This is a genomic window from Frankia gtarii (assembly GCF_025403375.1).
Taxonomy (GTDB): domain Bacteria; phylum Actinomycetota; class Actinomycetes; order Frankiales; family Frankiaceae; genus Frankia; species Frankia gtarii.
Genome location: NZ_JAMPTM010000117.1, coordinates 1 through 19334, shown reverse-complemented (window position 1 = coordinate 19334; position 19334 = coordinate 1). Strand labels below are relative to the sequence as shown.

Genomic DNA, 19334 nt, shown 5'->3' with positions numbered 1-19334 from the left:
GGCCCGGCGGATCCGCCGGATCCGCCGGATCCGGAGGCGGACGTGATGAACCTCCACCGCGGGATCGGCCGGATCGGCGCGGTGATAACCGGGTGGCTGGGGCTGTCCGCCGTCGCCAGCCTGGGCCAGGCAATGGTCACCGCGCGGATGCTGCCCCTGGGCGGGCGGGGAGCGCTGGTGGTCCTGCTGACCGTCTCCGCGCTGGGCTCGCTCGTCGGCGGGCTGGGCACGAACGTCGCGTTCCGGCACTACTTCGGCCGCGGCGACCCCCGGGTGTCCCTCGGCGACTACCTGGGGCTGTCCCTCACGGTGGCCCCACCCGCCGCCGGCCTGGTCACCGCGGCGTCGTTGCAGGTGATCCGTCTGTCCGGTGGGGCGCGGGTGGACGCCGATCTGGTGGGCGCGATCGTGGTCCTCGCCGTCGCGAACCTGCTCGCCGTGCAGGTGCTCGACGCGCTCAACGCTGCCGGCGCGATCGTCCTCGCCGCCGGGCTCGTCGCCGCCGCGGGGCTCGTCCAGCTCGGGCTGCTGCTGGCCGGCCCGCGCCACCCGTCCCTGCCCCACATCCTGGTGATCCTCGCGCTGTGCTGGGCCGCGCAGGCAGCGGCGGGCGTGGCGGTACTGGCCCGGTCGGGGCTGTCCGTGCGGCCGCGGGCCGACCGGTTGGCCTGGCGGCTGCTGATCGTCAAGGGCGTGCCCGCGCTCGGCCTCAACGTGGGCGCGACCATGGCATTCCGCTTCGACCGGGTGCTGGTCGCGGCCTTCGGCGGCGCCGGCGCCGCCGCGGTGTACTCGATCGCCGCCGCCGCCGGTGAGGCGCTGCGGCTCGTGCCCGGGTCGGTGGGCCAGGTGGTCTTCCACCGCACCGCGCGAGGCACCCTGTCCCGCGCTGCGCTGCGCAGCGTGACCCGCGTCCTGCTCGCCGTCCTGCTGGTCGCCGCGGGCGTCCTCGCACTCGCCGCGCCCTGGCTGGTGCGGACCCTGTTCGGACCCGGCTACGCCGCGGCGGTCACCCCGATGCGCCTGCTGCTGGTCGCCGAGCTCCTGCTGGCCCCGTTCCTGGTCGAATGCCGGGCGCTGAGCGGCCTCGGCCGCACCGGCGCGGCCGGCGGCGCCGGTTTGCTCGGCCTGGCCGTGTCGCTGGTGACCTACCCGGTGCTCGTGCCCTGGCGGGGACCTGCCGGCGCCGCGGTCGGCAGCATGCTCGCCTACGTGGTCATGACGGTGGTGGCCCGCCGTGCGCTGGGCGGGGAGCTCGGCACCTCGCCTGCCACCCGCTCCTCGCCGCCGGCCACCGTCCCCGACCTCGCCCGGCCCATCCGGCCCATCCGGCCCATCCGGCCCATCCGGCCCATCCGGCCCATCCGGCCCATCCGGCCCAGGCCGTCCGCGCGAGCTGGGCGCGGACGAGCCGCTGCCAGCTCTCGGAAAGGGAATGCCCTGATGGCGCTACACCCCCAGCACGACACACTCGTCGTCGAGCCGACCGCCCACGGCGGGCGGCTGGCGTTCTACCGGCAGGCGGCCGACGCCGCCTACTGGGACGAACTGTGGGACGTCCAGCCGGCGGACTACCGCCGAGCCCGCGCGGGCCACCTCCCCCTGCACCTGCACCGCACGGTCCGTCGCCACCTACCGCCCGGCGGCCGGATCCTGGAGGCCGGGTGCGGGCCTGGGCAGTTCAGCGTCGCGATGGCGGCCAGGGGATTCACCGCCGAGGCGGTGGACTGGGCGCCGCGCACCGTCGAGCGGCTGCGCACGGCCGCGCCGAAGATCCGCGTCTGGCGGGGCGACGTCCGCCGGCTCGACGTGCCCGACGGGTACTACGACGCGGTCTACTCGCCCGGCGTGTGCGAGCACTTCGCCGACGGCCCGCAGGAGGTGCTGCGCGAGACCCTGCGCGTGCTGCGACCGGGCGGGATCGCGCTGGTCTCCACGCCGTGCTTCAGCCCGTTGCTGCGCACGCTGGGCCCCGGCAGTGGACCGGGGCGGCTACCGCGGCCGCGGGCAGGGGAGTTCTACCAGTACGCGTTCACCCCGGCGGAGCTGTCCGCCGTGCTGCGCGCCGTCGGCTTCGAGCGGGTACGGGCGCATCCCTACGGAGCGCTCGCCACCGTGCTGGAGTTCACCGGTCCGGGCCGAGCCCTGGCCGCCCGTGTTCCCCGTGCGCGCCTGCGGCCGCTGGAGGCCGCCCTCGACCTGCTCGGCGCGGCTCACCTGTCCGGGCGGGCCTGCCTGTGGGTGGCCCGCCGGCCGGCGTACCCGCCGACGGCGCCTGGCGTCCCGCGCACCTCGGCGGCGTCTGCCGCCCGCCCGTCCACGACCCTGGAGGACCGCTCCGAATGAAGATCGCCACGTTGGTCAAGACCGGTGACGGGCCGTTGTGGATCCTTCCGCACGTTCTCGCCGCCCGCGAGTCCGGCGACCAGGTGGTCGTGCTGCTACCCGCACCGGATCACACCGACAGCCGGGTGGCGCGGGAGCTGACGGCGCTCGGGGTCGAGGTCGTCGAGAGTCCGGCGCCCCGGCGCGGCGCGTCGCCGGCCGGGCAGCTCGTCGGGATCGTTCGGCTGCGGGCGAGGCTGCGCGAGCTCGGCGTCGACGTCGTGCACTACCACCTGTACGCCTCGGCGCTGGCGGTCCGGTTCGCCACCCTGGGCACCCGGATCACCCGGGTGTACATGGTCGCGGGCCCCCTCTACCTGGACAACGCGCTGATCCGGCGGGCCGAGCGGGTGCTGTGCCGGCTCGACCATCTGGTCATCGCGTCCAGTGCGGACATCCGCCGGCGCTACGCCGCCCTCGGCCTGCCGGCGCACCGGCTGCGCACCCTGTCCTACGGCGTCGACCTGGAGCGTTTCGTCCCGGTGGACGACGAGCGGCGGCGGGAGGCGCGAACGGAGCTCGGTCTCGCCAAGGACGAGTTCGTCGCGGTCTGCGTGGCCTACTTCTACCCGCCGAAGCGGCTGGTCCGTCCGGGCCAGGGCGTCAAGGGGCACGAGGTGCTCCTCGCGGCCTGGGCCCGCTTCGCCGAGGGGGGCGGGCGCGGGACGCTGATCCTGCTCGGCGGGGGCTACGGCGAGGCCGGCGAGAGCTACCGCGAGCAGGTCCGGGCGTGGGCGGCCCGGCTGCCCGGCGCCGACCGGGTCCGCTGGGTCGACAGCGTCACCGACGTCCGGCCGTTCTATGCCGCCGCGGACGTCAACGTCGTGTCGTCCTGGTCGGAGAGCTACGGGGCCGGAGCCGAGGCGTCCGCGTGCGCGGTGCCCACCATCGCCACCGCGGCCGGCGGGCTGCCGGAACTGGTCGACGACGAGACCGGCTGGCTCGTCGGGCTCGGTGACGCCGCGGCGATGGCCGCCGCCCTGCAGGAGGCGGCGGCCGGGCGGCGCACGCCCGCGGCGAGCCGGCGCGGCGCGGCCGCCCGGATGCGCGCGGAGAAGATACTCGACCGCCGGGCGCTCAGCCACGATGTGGTCGCGGCGTTGCACGAAGCCGCCCGCGTCCGCCGCCCGGCACGCCGGGGGCAACACCGGGCTTCGCCCCTGTCGGCTCCGAAGCCCACCTCGGTCGGGTCCTCCCCGGTCGAGCCGTCCCCGTCCTCGTCGCTGCCGGCGGCCCGGCCGCTCAAGCGTGACCGGTGGGGCGGGAGGGCGCTGGCCGGCCGGGTCCGCTCGTCGCCGCTGGTGGCGCTGCCAGGCCGGGCGGTGCGGGCGGCCCGCCGGACCTACCTGCTGCGAACCGATCCGGTGGGTTACGTTCGCAGCATCGGGGTGCGGCTCGGTGTGGACTGCCGGTTCATCGGCGTCACGGCCGCCACCTTCGGTACCGAGCCTTACCTGATCAGGCTGGGCGATCGGGTAGCCATCGCGGACGGAGTCCGGTTCATCACCCACGACGGTGCGGCCCACCGGCTGCGCCGGGAGCATCCCGACATCGACGTGGTCGCGCCCATCAGGGTCGGCCATGACGCGGTGATCGGGATGAACGCGATCATCATGCCGGGCGTCACGATCGGCGCCGACGTGGTGATCGCCGCCGGCTCCGTGGTGATGCGCGACGTCCCCGCGCGGTCCCTGGTCGCCGGGGCCCCGGCCCGGGTGGTGACCGACGTCGAGCAGTGGGAGCGGCGGATGCTCGCCCGGTCGGTGGGCACCGGCGCGATGAGCCCGCAGCGTAAGCGGGAGGTGTTCCTCGACCGGTTCGGGGCGGAGCTCGCGGCGGATCCGTCTGATATTGTTAGCACCGCTAATTAAATTGGCGCGCGTCATCCGGGAGAGTCGTACGGTTGGGTCTGACGTCCCGGTTGCGGCGGGCGGGTCCGGTTGGGCCCGCGAGCCCGTCGAGGCGACGGCCGCGTCGGCGGTGTCACAACCCCTCGGGCGCGATCCCGCAAGGTGGGAAATGCCAGGATGGACACGAGCCGGCCGACGATGGCCGACGCCGCGGGCGGCCCTGCGCCTACGCCAGCCGCCGTCGACGGCGTCGCAACGGCGTAGCCGCAGGGGCGTGACCATGGTGGCAAGCCCCGCTGTCCGTGGGTGACGGGCGGTGGGTGACGAGGAGGAGAACGATGGACAGCTTCGGCAGTACCGGATCGCTCGTGGTGGGTGATCGCACCTACACGATCAGGCGGCTGGACGCGGTGCCCGGGGCCGATCGACTCCCCTACAGCCTGAAGGTGCTGCTGGAGAACCTTCTGCGCACCGAGGACGGCGCCAACATCACCGCGGACCATGTCCGGGCGCTGGCGAACTGGGATCCGGCTGCGGCACCGAGCCAGGAGATTCAGTTCACCCCCGCCCGCGTGATCATGCAGGACTTCACCGGGGTGCCCTGTGTGGTGGACCTCGCCGCCATGCGCGAGGCGATGGCCGCTCTCGGGGGCGACCCGGCGAAGATCAATCCGCTGGCGCCGGCCGAGCTCGTGATCGACCACTCGATCATCGCCGACCACTTCGGCCGGCCGGACGCCTTCGAGCTCAACGCCGCCCTGGAGTTCAGCCGCAACCGGGAGCGCTACCAGTTCCTGCGCTGGGGCCAGGAGGCGTTCGACAACTTCACCGTCGTCCCGCCGAACACCGGCATCGTGCACCAGGTCAACCTGGAGCACCTGGCCCGGGTGGTGTTCACCAGGAACACCGCCGAGGGCACGCTGGCCTACCCGGACACCCTGGTGGGCACGGACAGCCACACCACCATGATCAACGGCTTGGGCGTGCTCGGCTGGGGCGTCGGCGGCATCGAGGCCGAGGCCGCGATGCTCGGCCAGCCCGTGAGCATGCTGATCCCGACCGTCGTCGGCTTCAAGCTGACCGGTGAGCTGCCCGCCGGCACGACGGCGACCGACATGGTCCTCGTCATCACCGAGCAGCTGCGCCGGCACGGCGTGGTCGGCCGGTTCGTCGAGTTCTACGGCGAGGGTGTCGGCAACGTCCCGCTGGCAAACCGGGCGACCATCGGCAACATGAGCCCCGAGTACGGCTCCACCTGCGCGATCTTCCCGGTCGACGGTGAGACGCTGAACTACCTGCGCCTGACCGGTCGCCCGGCGGAGCAGGTGGCGCTGGTCGAGGCGTACGCCAAGGAGCAGGGGCTCTGGCACGACCCGAGCCGCGAGGCCGCCTACACGACCACCCTGGAGCTGGACCTGTCGACGGTCGTGCCGTCGCTGGCCGGCCCGAAGCGGCCGCAGGACCGGGTGCCGCTGTCGAACGCGAAGCAGGCGTTCCGCGCGGCACTGGTCAACTACGCCCAGCCCTCGGAGTTCACCAACGGTGGCGCGGACGAGGCCGACGCCGAGTCGTTCCCCGCCTCCGACCCGGCCGCGGCCTTCGCTGACAAGCCGTCGGACGCGCCGATCTCGGTGAACGCCGTCGCCGGCGACATCACCAGCCGTCCCGCCAACCCGACCTCGGTCACGCTCGCCGACGGTACGACGGTGGAGATCGACCACGGGGCGGTCGCGGTCGCCGCGATCACCTCCTGCACCAACACCTCGAACCCGCAGGTCATGATCGGTGCGGCGCTGCTGGCCCGCAACGCGGTGGAGAAGGGCCTGACCCGCAAGCCGTGGGTCAAGACGACGCTGGCCCCGGGCTCGAAGGTGGTCATGGACTACTACGAGCGCGCCGGGCTCGTGCCGTACCTGGACAAGGTCGGCTTCAACCTGGTCGGGTTCGGCTGCACCACCTGCATCGGCAACTCCGGCCCGCTGCCGGAGGAGATCAGCGCGGCGGTGAACGACGCCGACCTCGCGGTGGTCAGCGTGCTGTCCGGCAACCGGAACTTCGAGGGCCGGATCAACCCCGACGTCAAGATGAACTACCTGGCGTCCCCGCCGCTGGTCATCGCCTACGCGCTGGCCGGCACGATGGACATCAACCTCGACACCGACCCGCTCGGGTACGGCACCGACGGCCAGCCGGTGTACCTGCGCGACATCTGGCCGAGCGAGGCCGAGGTCTCGGCCGTCGTCGCCGACGCGATCCAGTCGGAGATGTTCGAGTCGGACTACGCCGACCTGTCCGGCGACGAGCGCTGGCGCTCGCTGCCGGTCGGTGACGGTGGCGAGGTGTCGCGGACGTTCGCCTGGGCCGACGACTCCACCTACGTCCGTCACCCCCCGTACTTCGAGGGCATGGCGACCAAGCCCGAGGCGCGCACGGACATCCTCGACGCCCGCGTGCTCGCGGTGCTGGGGGACTCGGTCACCACCGACCACATCTCCCCGGCCAGTTCGATCAAGAAGGACTCGCCGGCCGGCCGCTACCTCGCCGAGCACGGCGTCGCCCCCGGCGACTTCAACTCCTACGGGTCGCGGCGCGGCAACCACGAGGTCATGATCCGCGGCACGTTCGCCAACATCCGGCTGCGCAACCGGCTGGCGCCGGGCACCGAGGGCGGCGTCACCCGGCACCTGCCCGACGGCGAGCAGTTGGCGATCTACGATGCGGCGCAGAAGTACGCCGCCGAGGGCGTGCCGCTGGTCGTGCTCGCCGGCAAGGAGTACGGCTCGGGCTCGTCGCGCGACTGGGCGGCCAAGGGCACCGCGCTGCTCGGTGTGCGCGCGGTGATCGCGGAGTCGTACGAGCGGATCCACCGGTCCAACCTGATCGGCATGGGCGTGCTGCCCCTGCAGTTCCCGGTGGGTGAGTCGGTCGAGTCGCTCGGCCTGACCGGCGAGGAGACGTTCACGATCACCGGTCTCGCCAACGTCGACGAGAAGACGCCGTCGCTCACCGTCCGCGCGGGGGACAAGACCTTCGACGCGGTCGTGCGCATCGACACCCCCGGCGAGGCGGAGTACTACCGCCACGGCGGCATCCTGCTCTACGTCCTGCGCTCGCTGCTGTAGCTCCTGCGCCAGTCGAGGAGTGTCCGGCCCCGGCCGGGGCAGTCGCCGCCGGGGCCTCGCGGTCCCGGCCACAGTGCTCCGGCCGGGACCGCGAGGCCCATCCCACGCCGTTGCGTCAAGGTGCGGCGGGGTCCCGCTGACAGGCAAGCGCCACGTCTTCGGCGCGTTGGTGGTCCTGGTCGGTGCTGATCCAGCGGGTCAACGTTGTCGAGGGCTTGTACCGACCTTCACGCGTCGGGTCGGGCCTGAGCGGGGATCGACGCGGGCCGGGGACCCGCCCGAACACGTGGCACGGTTCCGCGGAACACCATGATCACCGGAGTCCTGGCCGGAGCCGGAGCCGGAGACCCGGGTCGTTACACTGGATGGCAGCGTCGCGTGCCGTCGAGCGCTCCGGTTCCGGCATGGAGGCGTGGGACCGAATGGGGCCAGCATGTCCGTTCGTTTCAACCACACCATCGTCGCAGCACGCGACAGGCACGAGTCGGCGACCTTTCTCAGTCGGCTGCTCTCACTGCCCGCACCGGTACCTGCCGGACATTTTCTGGCCGTACAACTCGCCGACGGCGTCACTCTGGACTACGTCAACACCGGTACCGAATTCTCGGCCCAGCACTATGCCTTCCTGGTTTCGGACGAGGTTTTCGACGCCGCGATCGAGCGGATCCGGACGCAGGGTGTCGAGCACTGGGCGGACCCGGCGCAACACCACCCGGGTGAGATAAACACCAACGACGGCGGCCGGGGCGTCTACTTCCAGGACCCGGGCGGCCACTTCATGGAAATCATCACCGTGCCGTACGGCGGTCCTCACCGACGTCCCGTACACCGGGAGATGACCGCACGGGCAGTTACCTGCTTCTGACCTTCACCTTCCTGGTCCCCGTCGCCGATGTCGACGGACGCGATCATCCGCCGCCGTGCGCCGGACTCCGGCGGACGGCGTCGAGGGCCAGAGTGAGTAGCCGGTCGGCCTGGTCGGTGTTGTCGCTGCGGGCGGTTGCCAGGGCGATCCCGACGACGAGCTGGACGAGATCGTCGGGGGTCAGGTCCGGGCGGGCCGTTCCGGTCTGCTGGGCGCGACGGAGAAGGTCGGCTGCGGCATCCACGATCACTCGGTGGCAGTCCGCGACCCACGGTTCGATGTCCTCGACCATGAAGGCGCCGGCGAGGCCCTGGTTCACACGGACATGGACGAGGAAGAGGCGCAACCAGGCCGCCAGTGCGTCGTCCGTCGACTCGGTGGCCGACAGCTGCGCCGCCCGTCGGCACAGCGTCTCGATCCGGTCGGCGAGGACGGCCTGCAACAGGGCGGCCCGGGTCGGGAAGTGCCGGTAGAGGGTTCCCTGCCCGACTCCGGCCCGGCGGGCGATCTCGACGAGGGACGTGTCCGGCCCGGCCTCCTCGAACGCCTCGCGCGCGGCGGTGAGCAGGAGCTCCCGATTGCGCCGGGCATCCGCGCGCGGCGGGCGTTGCCCGGGGGCGCGCCCAGCCGGTCTCACCATCGTGTCCTCCTCTCGCCACCGAACGTAGACAACCGGACAAGGTGTCCGTATTGTAGTCGGGGTCAACCGGACAGCCTGTCCGGATATTCGACCTGAAGGAGCGATGGTGGCAGCGCACCCAGGACACGAGCTCGGCAACGTCGGCGTCTGGACCTTCGCCTTCGATGGTCAGCCGGCCAACCGGGTGCGGGAGGCCGCAGCGGAGATAGAGGAGCTGGGCTACGGCGCCATCTGGTACGGGGAGGCGTTCGGCCGGGACGCGGCGGGCCAGGCCTGGCTGCTGCTGTCGGCCACCCGGAGAATCACCGTCGCGTCCGGTATCGCGAACATCGCGTTTCGCGACCCGATCGCCATGGCGACCGCGGCCCGCACGCTGGGCGAGGCGTTCCCGGGGCGCTACCTTCTCGGTCTCGGCGGGCACCGGGTCGATGACACCGTCCACCTGATGGACGGCTATCCCATGCCGGCCCTGGGCAGGGCGGTCTCGACCATGGACGCCTACCTGGCCGCCATGGACGCCGTCCCCGCCCACAGCCCGCCGCCGCAGGTGGCCGTGCGCCGCGTGCTGGCCGCGCTCGGCCCGAAGATGCTGTCGTTGGCGGCGGAGCGGACGTGGGGGGCGCACCCGTACTTCGTGCCCGTCGAACACACCCGGCGCGCCCGCGAGATCATGGGCCCGCAGGCGTTTCTCGGGGTGGAGCAGGCTGTCGTCCTGGACTCCGACGTCGACCGCGCCCGGGAGGTCGCCACCGCGCACGTCGCCGCCTACGTCGCCGTGGAGTCGCACCAGACGGCGAACCTGCGGCGCCTCGGCTTCGACGACGACGACATCCTCGGCAGCCCGAGCCGCCGCCTCGTCGACGCCATTGTCGCGTACGGCGACGTCCAGACGATCCATGATCGGGTACGCCGACACTTCGACGCAGGTGCGGACCACGTCTGCATCCAGGCCCTCGCCGCCGACCCGACCGCACTGCCCGACCACCAGTGGCGCGAGCTCGCGCCGGCGCTGCGCCAGGCTGCGACCGCGCCTGGAAGGTTCCCGAGAAGCTAGCCGGGCCAGGCGGCCAGTGCGGCGGTGGCGACGTGATCGAGCTCGGCGTGGGTGGAGCCGTCGCGGGCGAGCCCGGACATGCCCTGCAGGGTGGCTGCGTAGAAGGCCGCGAGGGCGTGGGCGTCCGTCTCGGGCGGCATCTCGCGGGCGACGATGCCGGCGGTGATGCGTTGGGTGAGGGCCTGTCGGCCCTGCGCCCGAATGTCGCGTAGCTCGGCCTGGACGTCGAGGGAGCCCGGCGTGCAGTTGGTCGCCGCGCTGATGACGAGGCAGCCGGGCGGGTGACCGGGCGCGGTATAGGTGACCGCCGCGGCTCGCAGGAGCCGCTCGACCGCCTCGCGGGCGGTGGGCGCGCCCTCGAGCGCCATGGTGGTGAAGCGTGCCGGCCCCTGGAGGTAACGGCGGACCGCCGCGGTGAACAGGGACCGTTTGTCGCCGAACGCCGCGTAGAGGCTGGAGGCGTTGATTCCCATCGCCTCGGTGAGCACGGTGATCGAGGTCGCGTCGTAGCCGTGCTGCCAGAACGCCAGCAGGGCCTGTTCGAGGGCGGTCTCACCATCGAACGCGCGCGGCCTGCCCTGGGTCATGGCCGAATTCTACAGCGATCGTTCCAGAAGTGGGCTATTATTCTGGAATGGTCGCTACAGAAAGGGGTTCGTCATGGTCGGTGTGGGACTTCTGATCCGGTTGGAGGCCAAGCCCGGCAGGGAGGAGGACGTCGCGAAGTTGTTGACGTCCGCGGTTGCCGTGGTCAACGACGAGGCGGAGACCCCGGTGTGGCTCGGGGTGCGCTTCGGCCTGGCCGCCTTCGGCGGCCCGCCCTGTCGTGGCGGCCCGCGCGGCACGGGTCATCTCCTCGGCTCCCGAACGTCATGCGCACTGGGTTATCTGAAAACTACAGACAGTGATACCTTCCCTCTGTGAGGCAGCCCCGGGCCGCCCGGCGATCGTCCGGACGGGCCCCCGGCCGCTGGTGACGACGCGTTGCGTCAGGGGGAATCCGAATGCCGCGTGGTACTCCGGAGCAGAGCGGGCCCTCCGTACCGACGGTTCCGTCGGGGCTGCCCGGTGAACGGGTCAAACCGCTGGTCCCGCAGCCCAGCGGGCCGCAGCCCCGGCGCCTGTCGCTGACCGCCGCCCGGTCGGCGTCCGCGGTGTCGCGGCCGGCCGGTTCGGCCGAGCGCCGACTGCGGGTGCTGGTGATCGTGGGCACCCGGCCGGAGGTGGTCAAGCTCAGCCGGGTCATCGCCGCCCTCGACCGGGCTGTCGACCTGCGCCTGGTCCACACCGGGCAGAACTACGACCACGAGCTCAACCAGCTCTTCTTCGAAGAGCTCGGTATCCGCCGCCCGGACCACGACCTCGACGCCGCCGGGCCCACCCCCGCCGAGACGATCAGCCGGCTGATCTCACGGCTGGACCCGATTCTCGCCGCCGAGGCCCCCGACGCCGTGCTCATCTACGGCGACACGAACACCTGCTACGCCGCGATCGCCGCCAAGCGCCGCCGCATCCCGGTGTTCCACCTGGAAGCCGGCAACCGCTGCTTCGACCAGCGGGTTCCGGAGGAGATCAACCGGCGCGTCGCCGACCAGCTCAGCGACGTCCACCTGGCCCTGACCGAACGGGCTCGCGGGCACCTGCTCGCCGAGGGACTGCCCGCCCAGCGGATCTTCGTCGTCGGCTCCCCGGTCAAGGAGCTGCTCACCCACTACGCCCCGCTCATCGACACCTCGTCGGCACTGACCACCCTGGGTGTGCAGGCGGGGCGCTACCTGCTGGCCAGCGTTCACCGCGAGGAGAACGTCGACCGGCCCGAGGCACTGTCGGCCCTGCTGGAGACCCTCAACCGGCTGGCGGCCCGTTACCGGCTGCCGGTGATCGTGTCGACCCATCCGCGGACCCGGGATCGGCTCGGCGCGCTGCGCCGCTCGGGGCGGGCGCCCATGCTCGACGAGCGGGTCCGCTTCTGCCGGCCGTTCGGCTTCGCCGACTACATCGCGCTGCAGCGGGCCGCCCTGTGCGTGCTCTCCGACAGCGCCACCCTGACGGAGGAGGCATCCCTCGTCGGCTTTCCGGCCGTGCTCGTCCGGGAGGCGCACGAACGGCCGGAGGGCATGGACCGCGGGGTGCTCGTCGCCAGCGTGCTGCGCCCGGACCGGATCCTCGACGCCGTCGAGCTGATCGTGCGGGAGGCCGAAAGCGACCGGCGGGCGCGGGTCGTCCCCGACTACGACGTCGACGACGTCTCCCGCCGGGTCGTGCACATCGTCGTCAGCTACGTCGACCACGTCCGGCGGACCGTCTGGTACGGCGACACCGGCCCCAGCGCCGGGCCCAGCCCGGCCGCCCCCGCCGCGACCGCGGACAGCCACTGACCCATCCCCGACGAGGTCCGCCCCGCGTCAGTCGCGGTCGGCCGGGGGATCCTCGGCGAGCAGGTCCGTGAGCGGGCCGAACAGCGCCGGCGGGGCGGCGACGGTGAGGTCCTCGCTCGCCGGCCGGCCGTGCAGCCCGCCGACCCGCAGACCCGCCTCGGCCGCGACCAGGCCGCCGGCGGCATGGTCCCAGGGCTTGAGGCCGCGCTCGTAGTAGGCGTCGACGAGGCCGCCGGCGGCGGCGCACAGGTCCAGCGACGCCGCGCCCATCCGGCGAATGTCGCGGACCTGGGGTACCACCCTGGTGAGCACGGCGGCCTGCGCGGCGCGGCGGGACTCCAGGTAGCCGAAACCGGTCGCCACGAGGGCGCCGGCCAGGGTCGTCACCGTCGATCCGGTCAGCGCCGTGCCGTCGCGGAAGGCGCCGCCGCCGCGGACGGCGGTGTAGGTCGTGCCCAGCGCCGGGGCGTGCACCACGCCGGCGACGACCTCGCCGTCCACCTCGGCGGCGATCGACACCGCCCAGTTCGGCAGCCGGTAGAGGAAGTTCACGGTGCCGTCGAGGGGATCGACGATCCAGCGCACGCCGGTCGACCCGGCGGAGTCGGACCCCTCCTCGCCGAGCAGTCCGTCGCCGGGACGCAGTTCGCCGAGGCGCTGGGCCACCAGTGCCTCGGAGGCGCGGTCCAGGGCGGTGACCACGTCGGTGGGGGAGGACTTCGTGGTCTCCGCGGCGACCGTGCCCTCGCGGCCCCGGGCGAGCAGCTCGCCGGCCTCGCGGGCGATCGTCAGCGCGACGTCAAGCAGGATGTACGGGTCGGGCAGGTCGCTCATCGGGCGGCGCTCCGGGGCTCGGGCTCGGGTTCGGGTTCGGGCTTTGGTTCGGGTTCATCCTGCCAAGGTGGCGCCACCCGCGAGCATCCCGGCGGGTGAACGCCGTCACGGAGGCGGACGCGCGGGGCCTCGGGGGGCCGGCCGCGGCGGTCACGATCGGCGCGCCCGTAGGATCGTCGCTGTGGTTGGCACAGACGGCACTGATCGATCCGCACACGCGGTCCCCGCGAAGCCCAGCCTCGATGGCATCGAGGCGCGCTGGTCGGCGGCATGGCAGGACGAGGGCACCTACACCTTTGACCGCACGGTCGACCGGGGGCGGGTGTACTCCATCGACACCCCGCCACCGACCGTAAGCGGCTCGTTGCATGTAGGTCACGTCTTCTCCTACACGCACACCGACGTCATCGCCCGCTACCAGCGGATGCGGGGACGTGAGGTCTTCTACCCGATGGGCTTCGACGACAACGGGCTGCCGACCGAACGTCGGGTGCAGAACTACTTCGGGGTGCGCTGCGATCCGTCGCTGCCTTACGACCCGGACTTCGCCCCTCCGGCCAAGCCGGGCAAGGAGCAGGTGCCGATCTCGCGGCGCAACTTCGTCGAGCTGTGCGAGCGGCTGACGCTGACCGACGAGAAGGGCTTCGAGGAGCTCTGGCGTCGCCTCGGGCTGTCCGTCGACTGGTCGCACACCTACGCCACCATCGACACCCGCTCACGCGCCGTCGCCCAGACGGCGTTCCTGCGCAACCTCGCCCGCGGCGAGGCGTACCTGGCCGAGGCGCCGACGCTGTGGGACGTCACCTTCCGGACCGCGGTCGCCCAGGCGGAGCTGGAGGACCGGGAGCGTCCCGGCGCCTTCCACACCCTCGTCTTCCCCCGCGGCGGCGCCGACCCGGCCGGGCCGGCCGCGGCGGAGCCGGTGGTGATCGAGACGACCCGCCCGGAGCTGCTGCCCGCCTGCGTGGCCCTGGTCGCCCACCCCGACGACCCGCGCTACCAGCCGCTGTTCGGATCCACCGTGCGGACCCCGCTGTTCGACGTCGAGGTCCCGGTCGTCGCCCACCGGCTCGCCGATCCCGAGAAGGGATCCGGCATCGCGATGATCTGCACCTTCGGTGACCTCACCGACGTCATCTGGTGGCGGGAACTGCGCCTGCCGGCCCGCGCCGTGATCGGCCGCGACGGCCGGCTCGTCGCGGATCCGCCGGCCGTGATCACCTCGTCGGCGGGCGTGGCGCACTACGCCGAGCTCGCCGGCAAGACCGTCCACAGCGCCCGCACGCGGATCGTGGAGCTGCTCACCGGGGCCGGTGCGCTGCTCGGCGAGCCGCGGCCGATCGCCCACCCGGTCAAGTTCTACGAAAAGGGTGACCGGCCGCTGGAGATCGTCACCACCCGCCAGTGGTACCTCCGCAACGGCGGGCGTGACGAGTCGCTGCGCGCCGAGCTGCGGGCCCGTGGCCAGGAGCTGCGCTGGCACCCGGAGTACATGAAGGTCCGCTACGAGAACTGGGTCGACGGCCTCAACGGGGACTGGCTGATCAGCCGGCAGCGGTTCTTCGGCGTGCCGTTCCCGGTGTGGTATCCCCTCGACGACACCGGCACCCCGCGCTACGACGCGCCGATCGTGCCGGCCGAGGCGGCCCTGCCCGTCGACCCGTCCAGCGACGTGGCACCGGGCTACACCGACTCCCAGCGCGGGGTGCCCGGCGGGTTCGCCGCCGACCCGGACGTGATGGACACCTGGGCGACGTCCTCGCTCACCCCGCTGATCGCCAGTGGTTGGGAGCACGACGTCGACCTGTTCGCCCGGGTCTTCCCGATGGACCTGCGGCCCCAGGCGCACGAGATCATCCGGACCTGGCTGTTCTCCACCGTGGTCCGCACGCACGCCGAGTTCGGCCTGCTGCCCTGGTCGAACGCGGCGATCTCCGGCTGGATCCTCGACCCGGACCGTAAGAAGATGTCGAAGTCCAAGGGGAACGTCGTCACCCCGCTGGGCCTGCTGGAGCAGCACGGTTCCGACGCGGTCCGCTACTGGGCGGCGTCCGGACGGCCGGGCACCGACACGGCCTTCGACGTCGGCCAGATGAAGAACGGTCGCCGGCTCGCCATCAAGATTCTCAACGCCAGCCGCTTCGCACTGGGCCTCGGCGCCGACGCGACGCCCGCGGGCGAACCAGCGCCGGATGACGCCGAGCCCGGCGCTGCGGTGGGTGCCGCTGCGGTGGCCGCTGGTGCGGCGGCCGCTGACGTGGTGGCCGGTGACGTGGCGGCGGCCGGTGAGGCCGTGCCGGTCAGCGAGCCGTTGGACCGGGCACTGCTCGCCGCGCTCGCCGACGTCGTCGACGCCGCGACCGCCGCGCTCGACGGTTACGACTACGCGCGGGCCCTGGAGGTCACCGAGTCGTTCTTCTGGCGGTTCTGCGACGACTACGTCGAGCTGGTCAAGGGCCGCGCCTACGGCTCGTTCGGGCCCGCCGGTGCCGCCTCCGCGCAGACCGCCCTCGCGGTGGCGCTGTCCGTGCTGCTGCGCCTGTTCGCCCCGGTCCTGCCGTTCGTCACCGAGGAGGTCTGGTCCTGGTGGCGGCCGGGCTCGGTGCACCGGGCGAGCTGGCCGGACGCGGCGGAGATTCGCAAGCTTGCCGACGGCGGGCGCCCCGAGCTGCTCGATGCGGTCGGTGCGGCGCTGACCGGCGTGCGCCGGGCCAAGTCGGCGGCGAAGGCGTCGATGAAGGCCGAGGTCGCGAGCGCCCGGATCAGCGGTGGGGCCGATCTCGTCGCCCTCGTCGAAGCGGCGGCCGCCGACCTGCGCAGCGCCGGCAGCATCCGCGACCTCGCGCTCAGCCCCTCCGAGGGCGAGATCACCGTCGCCGTCGACCTCGCCTGATCCAGCTGCGCAGCCGCCGTCGCGCCCCGGTCGTTGCGCGCCGAGGTGTCACACCGGCGCCGGGTATCCCGTCCCTGCGGGAGTGGACCGTTCCACTCCCGTTCGCCAGGGGCCCGTGACGCCGGGTCCGTGGCCCCTCGGAGCCGGCCGGAGGACCCGATGACCACCGTCCCGTACCGTGCCACCACGAGTCCCGGCGCCGGCGAGGCCGAGGCGCCTGACCTGGCCGAGGCGCCCGACCTGGCCGATCCAGCGGCGCTGGCCGCGGCCTTCGAGGCCGAGCGTCGACACCTGCGCGCAGTGGCCTACCGCCTGCTCGGCTCGTTCGCCGACGCGGAGGACATGGTGCAGGAGGCCTGGCTGCGCCTCGGCCGGGTCGACGCCGACCGGATCGAGGACCTGCGGGCCTGGTTGACCGTGGTGGTCAGCCGGCTGTGCCTGGACCAGCTGCGCTCGGCCCGCGGGCGGCGGGAGGGATACGTCGGACCCTGGCTGCCCGAACCGTTCGTCGACGGGCTCGCCGGCGGCATCGGCACCGGGGGCGGCGCCGATGCCGGCTCGCCCGTGGCGGACGCGGCCTTCATCGCCGGGGCGGCAGTGCCGGTCGGTCCCGATCCCGCGAGCGGGGGCCGGGTGCCCGACCCGGCCGACCGGGTGACGCTCGCCGAGTCGGTCAGCATGGCGATGATGGTGGTGCTCGAGACGCTCAGCCCGGCCGAGCGCACGGCCTTCATCCTCCACGACGTGTTCGGCTACGACTTCCCGGAGATCGCCGCCGCCACCGGGCGCACCCCGGCCGCAGCCCGCCAGCTCGCCAGCCGGGCGCGGCGCCATGTCCGCGACCGGTCGGTCCGTTTCGACCCGGATCCGGCGTCGCGTCGCCGCGTCGCCGACGCTTTCCTCGCCGCGGCCGCCGGCCAGGACCTCGACGGGCTGCTGGCCCTGCTCGATCCGGACGCCGTCGTCCGCACCGACGGCGGGGGACTCGCGCAGGCCGCCCGGCGGCCGGTGGCAGGCGCCGGGCGGGTCGCCCGCTTCGTGCTCGGCATCCTCGCCAAGGCGGCCCGGCGGGCCGACGGGCTGGCACGGATCCAGTCGATCGAGGTCAACGGCGAACCCGGCTTCGCCAGCTTCGAGGGTGACGTCCTGCGCTACATCGCCGGCCTGCACGTCGCGGACGGCCGGATCGTCGAGATCAACATCGTGGCGAACCCGGAAAAGATGCGGCACCTGTCGGACGCGGCCCCGCGCGGCGCCCAAGCTTCGGCGGGCGATGTGGCGTCGGCGGGCGATGTGGCGTCGGCGGGCTCAGTCGATCCGGCGTAGCTGGTCGCGGTAGCGCTTGCCGTTGGCCACGTAGACGGCGGCGCCTGCGGCCAGGCCGGCCTGGTCCCCGCCGCCGGGCAGCACCTTGGCCGGCACCCCGAGTGCCCGCCCGCCCGGGGGCACGACCGTGTCGCCCACGACGACGGCCCCGGCTCCGACCAGCCCGCCGCGCCCGACCCGGACCCGGTGCAGGACCACCGAGCCGGATCCGATCAGAGAGCCGTCCTCGACGACGCAGCCTTCCAGATGCGCGAGGTGCCCGATGGTGCAGTCGTCGCCGACGACGGTCGCCAGCTGTTCGGTCGCGTGGATCACGGTGCCGTCCTGGACGGAGGTGCGCGCGCCGATGATGATCGATCCGTAGTCGCCGCGCAGCACCGCCCCCGGCCACACGGTCGACTCGGGGCCGATCGTCACGGTGCCGATGACGGTCGCGTCCGGATGGACGTAGGCCGTCGGGTCGATGACGGGGACGGAGTCCCCCAGGGCATATACGGCCATCCGGTCTCCCGCGGCTCAACGTGGCGAACAGTCGACCTCCATCGTGCCCGTCGGGAGGGCCGGGCGAGGGCCGAGCGGGGAGCCGGTGGTCGGGAAGACCGGCGGTCGACGGCGAGTGGTCACGGTGGCGCCGCCTTGGCACGCCGACGGGCGGCACACCATCGTGGTGTGCCGCCCGTCGGACGCGCTCGTCGGTCATCCCCCGCGGCCCCGGACGAACCGGGGCCGTTGGCCGCCCGGCGTGGGGGTCAGTTCTCCGAGGTGGAGACCTCCGGGCGGAGCATGCCGGGCGGCGGGGAGCCCGTCGCCTTGACCCAGCCGCGGGCCGCCGCCCGCTCCGCCGCGAGCCGGCCGAGCCCGATCGCCAGGCCGGAGATCGCCGCCCAGGCGATCGCCTCCGCCCAGGCGGTGTCCGGGTCGGCTGGGTTGACCGGCGGGTCGGACTTGCGCACCTTGCGGTACACGGCTGTGACGCCGCGGCTGGCAGCCGTGCCCGCGAGCGCCGTCGCCGCCCCGCCGAAGACCTTCCATCCCAGCTTCGATGCCGCTTTCGCCACCCCACACCTCTCGCTCTGCGCCGCGGGCCGCACCGGCCCGCCTGTGTTGTCCTTACCCTGCTGGCCCCGATTACGCCCAGCCGACCTGGTGACCTGGGTGGGCCGCAGGTAGTCCTCATCCGATCACGGCCGCACGGTCCGGCCGGCGGGCGGGGCGCACCGCGGAGGCCGCACCGGTCATGGCCTAGGGTTCATCTCGCGGATCGCGGACAACCGGCGCGGCACGTCCGGCGTCGGTAGCTGTCGACGGCGATCATTCACCTCCCCGTTCAGTCCGTCCAGGCAGGAGCCGATGACCGCCCCCGATCGCACGATTCCCGCCACATCCGAAGTCCCCGCCACATCCGAGGTTCCTGACACATCCGAGGTTTTTGCTGTACCGCTCGGATCCTCCGGGCCAGGAGCCCTCGCGCCCGAAACGGTGGCCGGGACCGTGGCGCCGGCCACCGAGGCCGCGGCGGCCGGTCGGGTGGAGGTGCTCGTGCGCCGGCTGGACCGCGAGCTGGCGCCGCCGGCGTACGCCCAGCCCTCCGACGCGGGCGCGGACCTGGTGACCGCGCAGGATGTGACCCTCGCGCCGGGCGAGCGCGCTGTCGTCGGTACCGGGCTGGCGATCGCCCTGCCGGCGGGCTACGCGGCCTTCGTGCACCCGCGCAGCGGCCTGGCCGCCCGGCACGGCGTGACGGTGGTCAACGCCCCCGGCACGGTCGATGCCGGTTACCGTGGTGAAATAAAAGTAGTTCTCATCAATACCGATCGATCCGATCCGATCACGTTGCGCAGGGGCGACCGGATCGCCCAGCTCGTGGTGCAGCGTGTGGAGCATGCCGTCTTCCGCGACGTGGACGAGCTGCCCGCCTCGGTGCGCGGCAGCGGTGGGTTCGGTTCGACGGGTGGCTTCGGCTCGACGGAGGGTCCCGGTGCCAGGG

15 protein-coding genes are annotated in these 19334 nt (G+C 73.1%); 10 read left to right on the top strand and 5 right to left on the bottom strand.

Annotated elements, in window-relative coordinates; all coding sequences use genetic code 11:
- From NBZ83_RS17605 to NBZ83_RS17590, 4 genes are all read left to right on the top strand, one after another.
- A partial coding sequence (locus NBZ83_RS17605) for a class I SAM-dependent methyltransferase (protein WP_261575408.1) occupies nucleotides 1-2346 on the top strand: 2346 nt, incomplete at its 5' end.
- Nucleotides 2343-4256 (top strand): glycosyltransferase, encoded by a 1914-nt coding sequence (locus tag NBZ83_RS17600; protein ID WP_261568587.1) that lies wholly within the window; start codon nucleotides 2343-2345, stop codon nucleotides 4254-4256. The genes NBZ83_RS17605 and NBZ83_RS17600, both read left to right, overlap by 4 nt.
- A gap of 317 nt (nucleotides 4257-4573) precedes the next feature.
- Nucleotides 4574-7357, top strand: coding sequence for an aconitate hydratase (locus tag NBZ83_RS17595; protein WP_261568586.1), 2784 nt, complete (start codon nucleotides 4574-4576; stop codon nucleotides 7355-7357).
- Between the two features lie 433 nt (nucleotides 7358-7790).
- A complete protein-coding gene (locus NBZ83_RS17590) occupies nucleotides 7791-8222 on the top strand; it encodes a VOC family protein (RefSeq protein ID WP_261568585.1) in 432 nt (143 codons plus the stop codon).
- 43 nt (nucleotides 8223-8265) lie between these two features.
- Here NBZ83_RS17590 and NBZ83_RS17585 read toward each other — a convergent pair whose 3' ends face one another.
- Complete coding sequence (locus NBZ83_RS17585) at nucleotides 8266-8862, bottom strand: TetR/AcrR family transcriptional regulator (RefSeq protein ID WP_261575407.1); 597 nt, start codon at nucleotides 8860-8862, stop codon at nucleotides 8266-8268.
- A gap of 103 nt (nucleotides 8863-8965) precedes the next feature.
- Between NBZ83_RS17585 and NBZ83_RS17580 the strand changes: the two genes are divergently transcribed.
- Nucleotides 8966-9916: a TIGR03620 family F420-dependent LLM class oxidoreductase gene (locus NBZ83_RS17580; protein ID WP_261568583.1), complete on the top strand. Its 951-nt coding sequence runs from the start codon at nucleotides 8966-8968 to the stop codon at nucleotides 9914-9916.
- Here NBZ83_RS17580 and NBZ83_RS17575 read toward each other — a convergent pair.
- On the bottom strand, nucleotides 9913-10503 hold the full coding sequence (locus NBZ83_RS17575) for a TetR/AcrR family transcriptional regulator (RefSeq protein WP_261575406.1): 591 nt from the start codon (nucleotides 10501-10503) through the stop codon (nucleotides 9913-9915). The genes NBZ83_RS17580 and NBZ83_RS17575 overlap by 4 nt on opposite strands.
- Nucleotides 10504-10576: 73 nt before the next feature.
- On the opposite strand from NBZ83_RS17575, the gene NBZ83_RS17570 reads away from it, so the two are divergent.
- Nucleotides 10577-10840: a hypothetical protein gene (locus NBZ83_RS17570; protein ID WP_261575405.1), complete on the top strand. Its 264-nt coding sequence runs from the start codon at nucleotides 10577-10579 to the stop codon at nucleotides 10838-10840.
- An 80-nt stretch (nucleotides 10841-10920) separates the two neighbouring features.
- Complete coding sequence (gene wecB / locus NBZ83_RS17565) at nucleotides 10921-12294, top strand: non-hydrolyzing UDP-N-acetylglucosamine 2-epimerase (RefSeq protein ID WP_261568580.1); 1374 nt, start codon at nucleotides 10921-10923, stop codon at nucleotides 12292-12294.
- Nucleotides 12295-12321: 27 nt separating this feature from the next.
- Here the strand turns inward: wecB and NBZ83_RS17560 are convergent, their stop codons facing one another.
- The gene (locus tag NBZ83_RS17560) at nucleotides 12322-13128 is read right to left on the bottom strand and encodes an inositol monophosphatase family protein (protein ID WP_261568579.1); all 807 of its coding nucleotides are present in this window, start codon (nucleotides 13126-13128) and stop codon (nucleotides 12322-12324) included.
- 181 nt (nucleotides 13129-13309) lie between these two features.
- Between NBZ83_RS17560 and valS the strand changes: the two genes are divergently transcribed.
- Nucleotides 13310-16021, top strand: coding sequence for a valine--tRNA ligase (gene valS / locus NBZ83_RS17555; RefSeq protein WP_261575404.1), 2712 nt, complete (start codon nucleotides 13310-13312; stop codon nucleotides 16019-16021).
- Between the two features lie 159 nt (nucleotides 16022-16180).
- Nucleotides 16181-17347, top strand: a complete 1167-nt coding sequence (locus NBZ83_RS17550) for a sigma-70 family RNA polymerase sigma factor (protein WP_308203803.1) — start codon at nucleotides 16181-16183, stop codon at nucleotides 17345-17347.
- On the opposite strand, the gene NBZ83_RS17545 is transcribed toward NBZ83_RS17550, so the two are convergent.
- Nucleotides 17330-17848 (bottom strand): gamma carbonic anhydrase family protein, encoded by a 519-nt coding sequence (locus tag NBZ83_RS17545; protein ID WP_261568577.1) that lies wholly within the window; start codon nucleotides 17846-17848, stop codon nucleotides 17330-17332. The genes NBZ83_RS17550 and NBZ83_RS17545 overlap by 18 nt on opposite strands.
- Before the next feature lie 248 nt (nucleotides 17849-18096).
- Nucleotides 18097-18405, bottom strand: coding sequence for a DUF4235 domain-containing protein (locus tag NBZ83_RS17540; protein WP_261568576.1), 309 nt, complete (start codon nucleotides 18403-18405; stop codon nucleotides 18097-18099).
- 292 nt (nucleotides 18406-18697) lie between these two features.
- On the opposite strand from NBZ83_RS17540, the gene dut reads away from it, so the two are divergent.
- Nucleotides 18698-19334: dUTP diphosphatase (gene dut, locus NBZ83_RS17535; protein ID WP_264763459.1), on the top strand; the 637-nt coding region annotated here is incomplete at its 3' end.

Coding starts and splice junctions, on each gene's coding strand:
- NBZ83_RS17600 (WP_261568587.1), top strand. CDS start 2,343: ATGAAGATCGCCACGTTGGTCAAGACCGGTGACGGGCCGTTGTGGATC.
- NBZ83_RS17595 (WP_261568586.1), top strand. CDS start 4,574: ATGGACAGCTTCGGCAGTACCGGATCGCTCGTGGTGGGTGATCGCACC.
- NBZ83_RS17590 (WP_261568585.1), top strand. CDS start 7,791: ATGTCCGTTCGTTTCAACCACACCATCGTCGCAGCACGCGACAGGCAC.
- NBZ83_RS17585 (WP_261575407.1), bottom strand. CDS start 8,862: ATGGTGAGACCGGCTGGGCGCGCCCCCGGGCAACGCCCGCCGCGCGCG.
- NBZ83_RS17580 (WP_261568583.1), top strand. CDS start 8,966: ATGGTGGCAGCGCACCCAGGACACGAGCTCGGCAACGTCGGCGTCTGG.
- NBZ83_RS17575 (WP_261575406.1), bottom strand. CDS start 10,503: ATGACCCAGGGCAGGCCGCGCGCGTTCGATGGTGAGACCGCCCTCGAA.
- NBZ83_RS17570 (WP_261575405.1), top strand. CDS start 10,577: ATGGTCGGTGTGGGACTTCTGATCCGGTTGGAGGCCAAGCCCGGCAGG.
- wecB (WP_261568580.1), top strand. CDS start 10,921: ATGCCGCGTGGTACTCCGGAGCAGAGCGGGCCCTCCGTACCGACGGTT.
- NBZ83_RS17560 (WP_261568579.1), bottom strand. CDS start 13,128: ATGAGCGACCTGCCCGACCCGTACATCCTGCTTGACGTCGCGCTGACG.
- NBZ83_RS17550 (WP_308203803.1), top strand. CDS start 16,181: ATGACCACCGTCCCGTACCGTGCCACCACGAGTCCCGGCGCCGGCGAG.
- NBZ83_RS17545 (WP_261568577.1), bottom strand. CDS start 17,848: ATGGCCGTATATGCCCTGGGGGACTCCGTCCCCGTCATCGACCCGACG.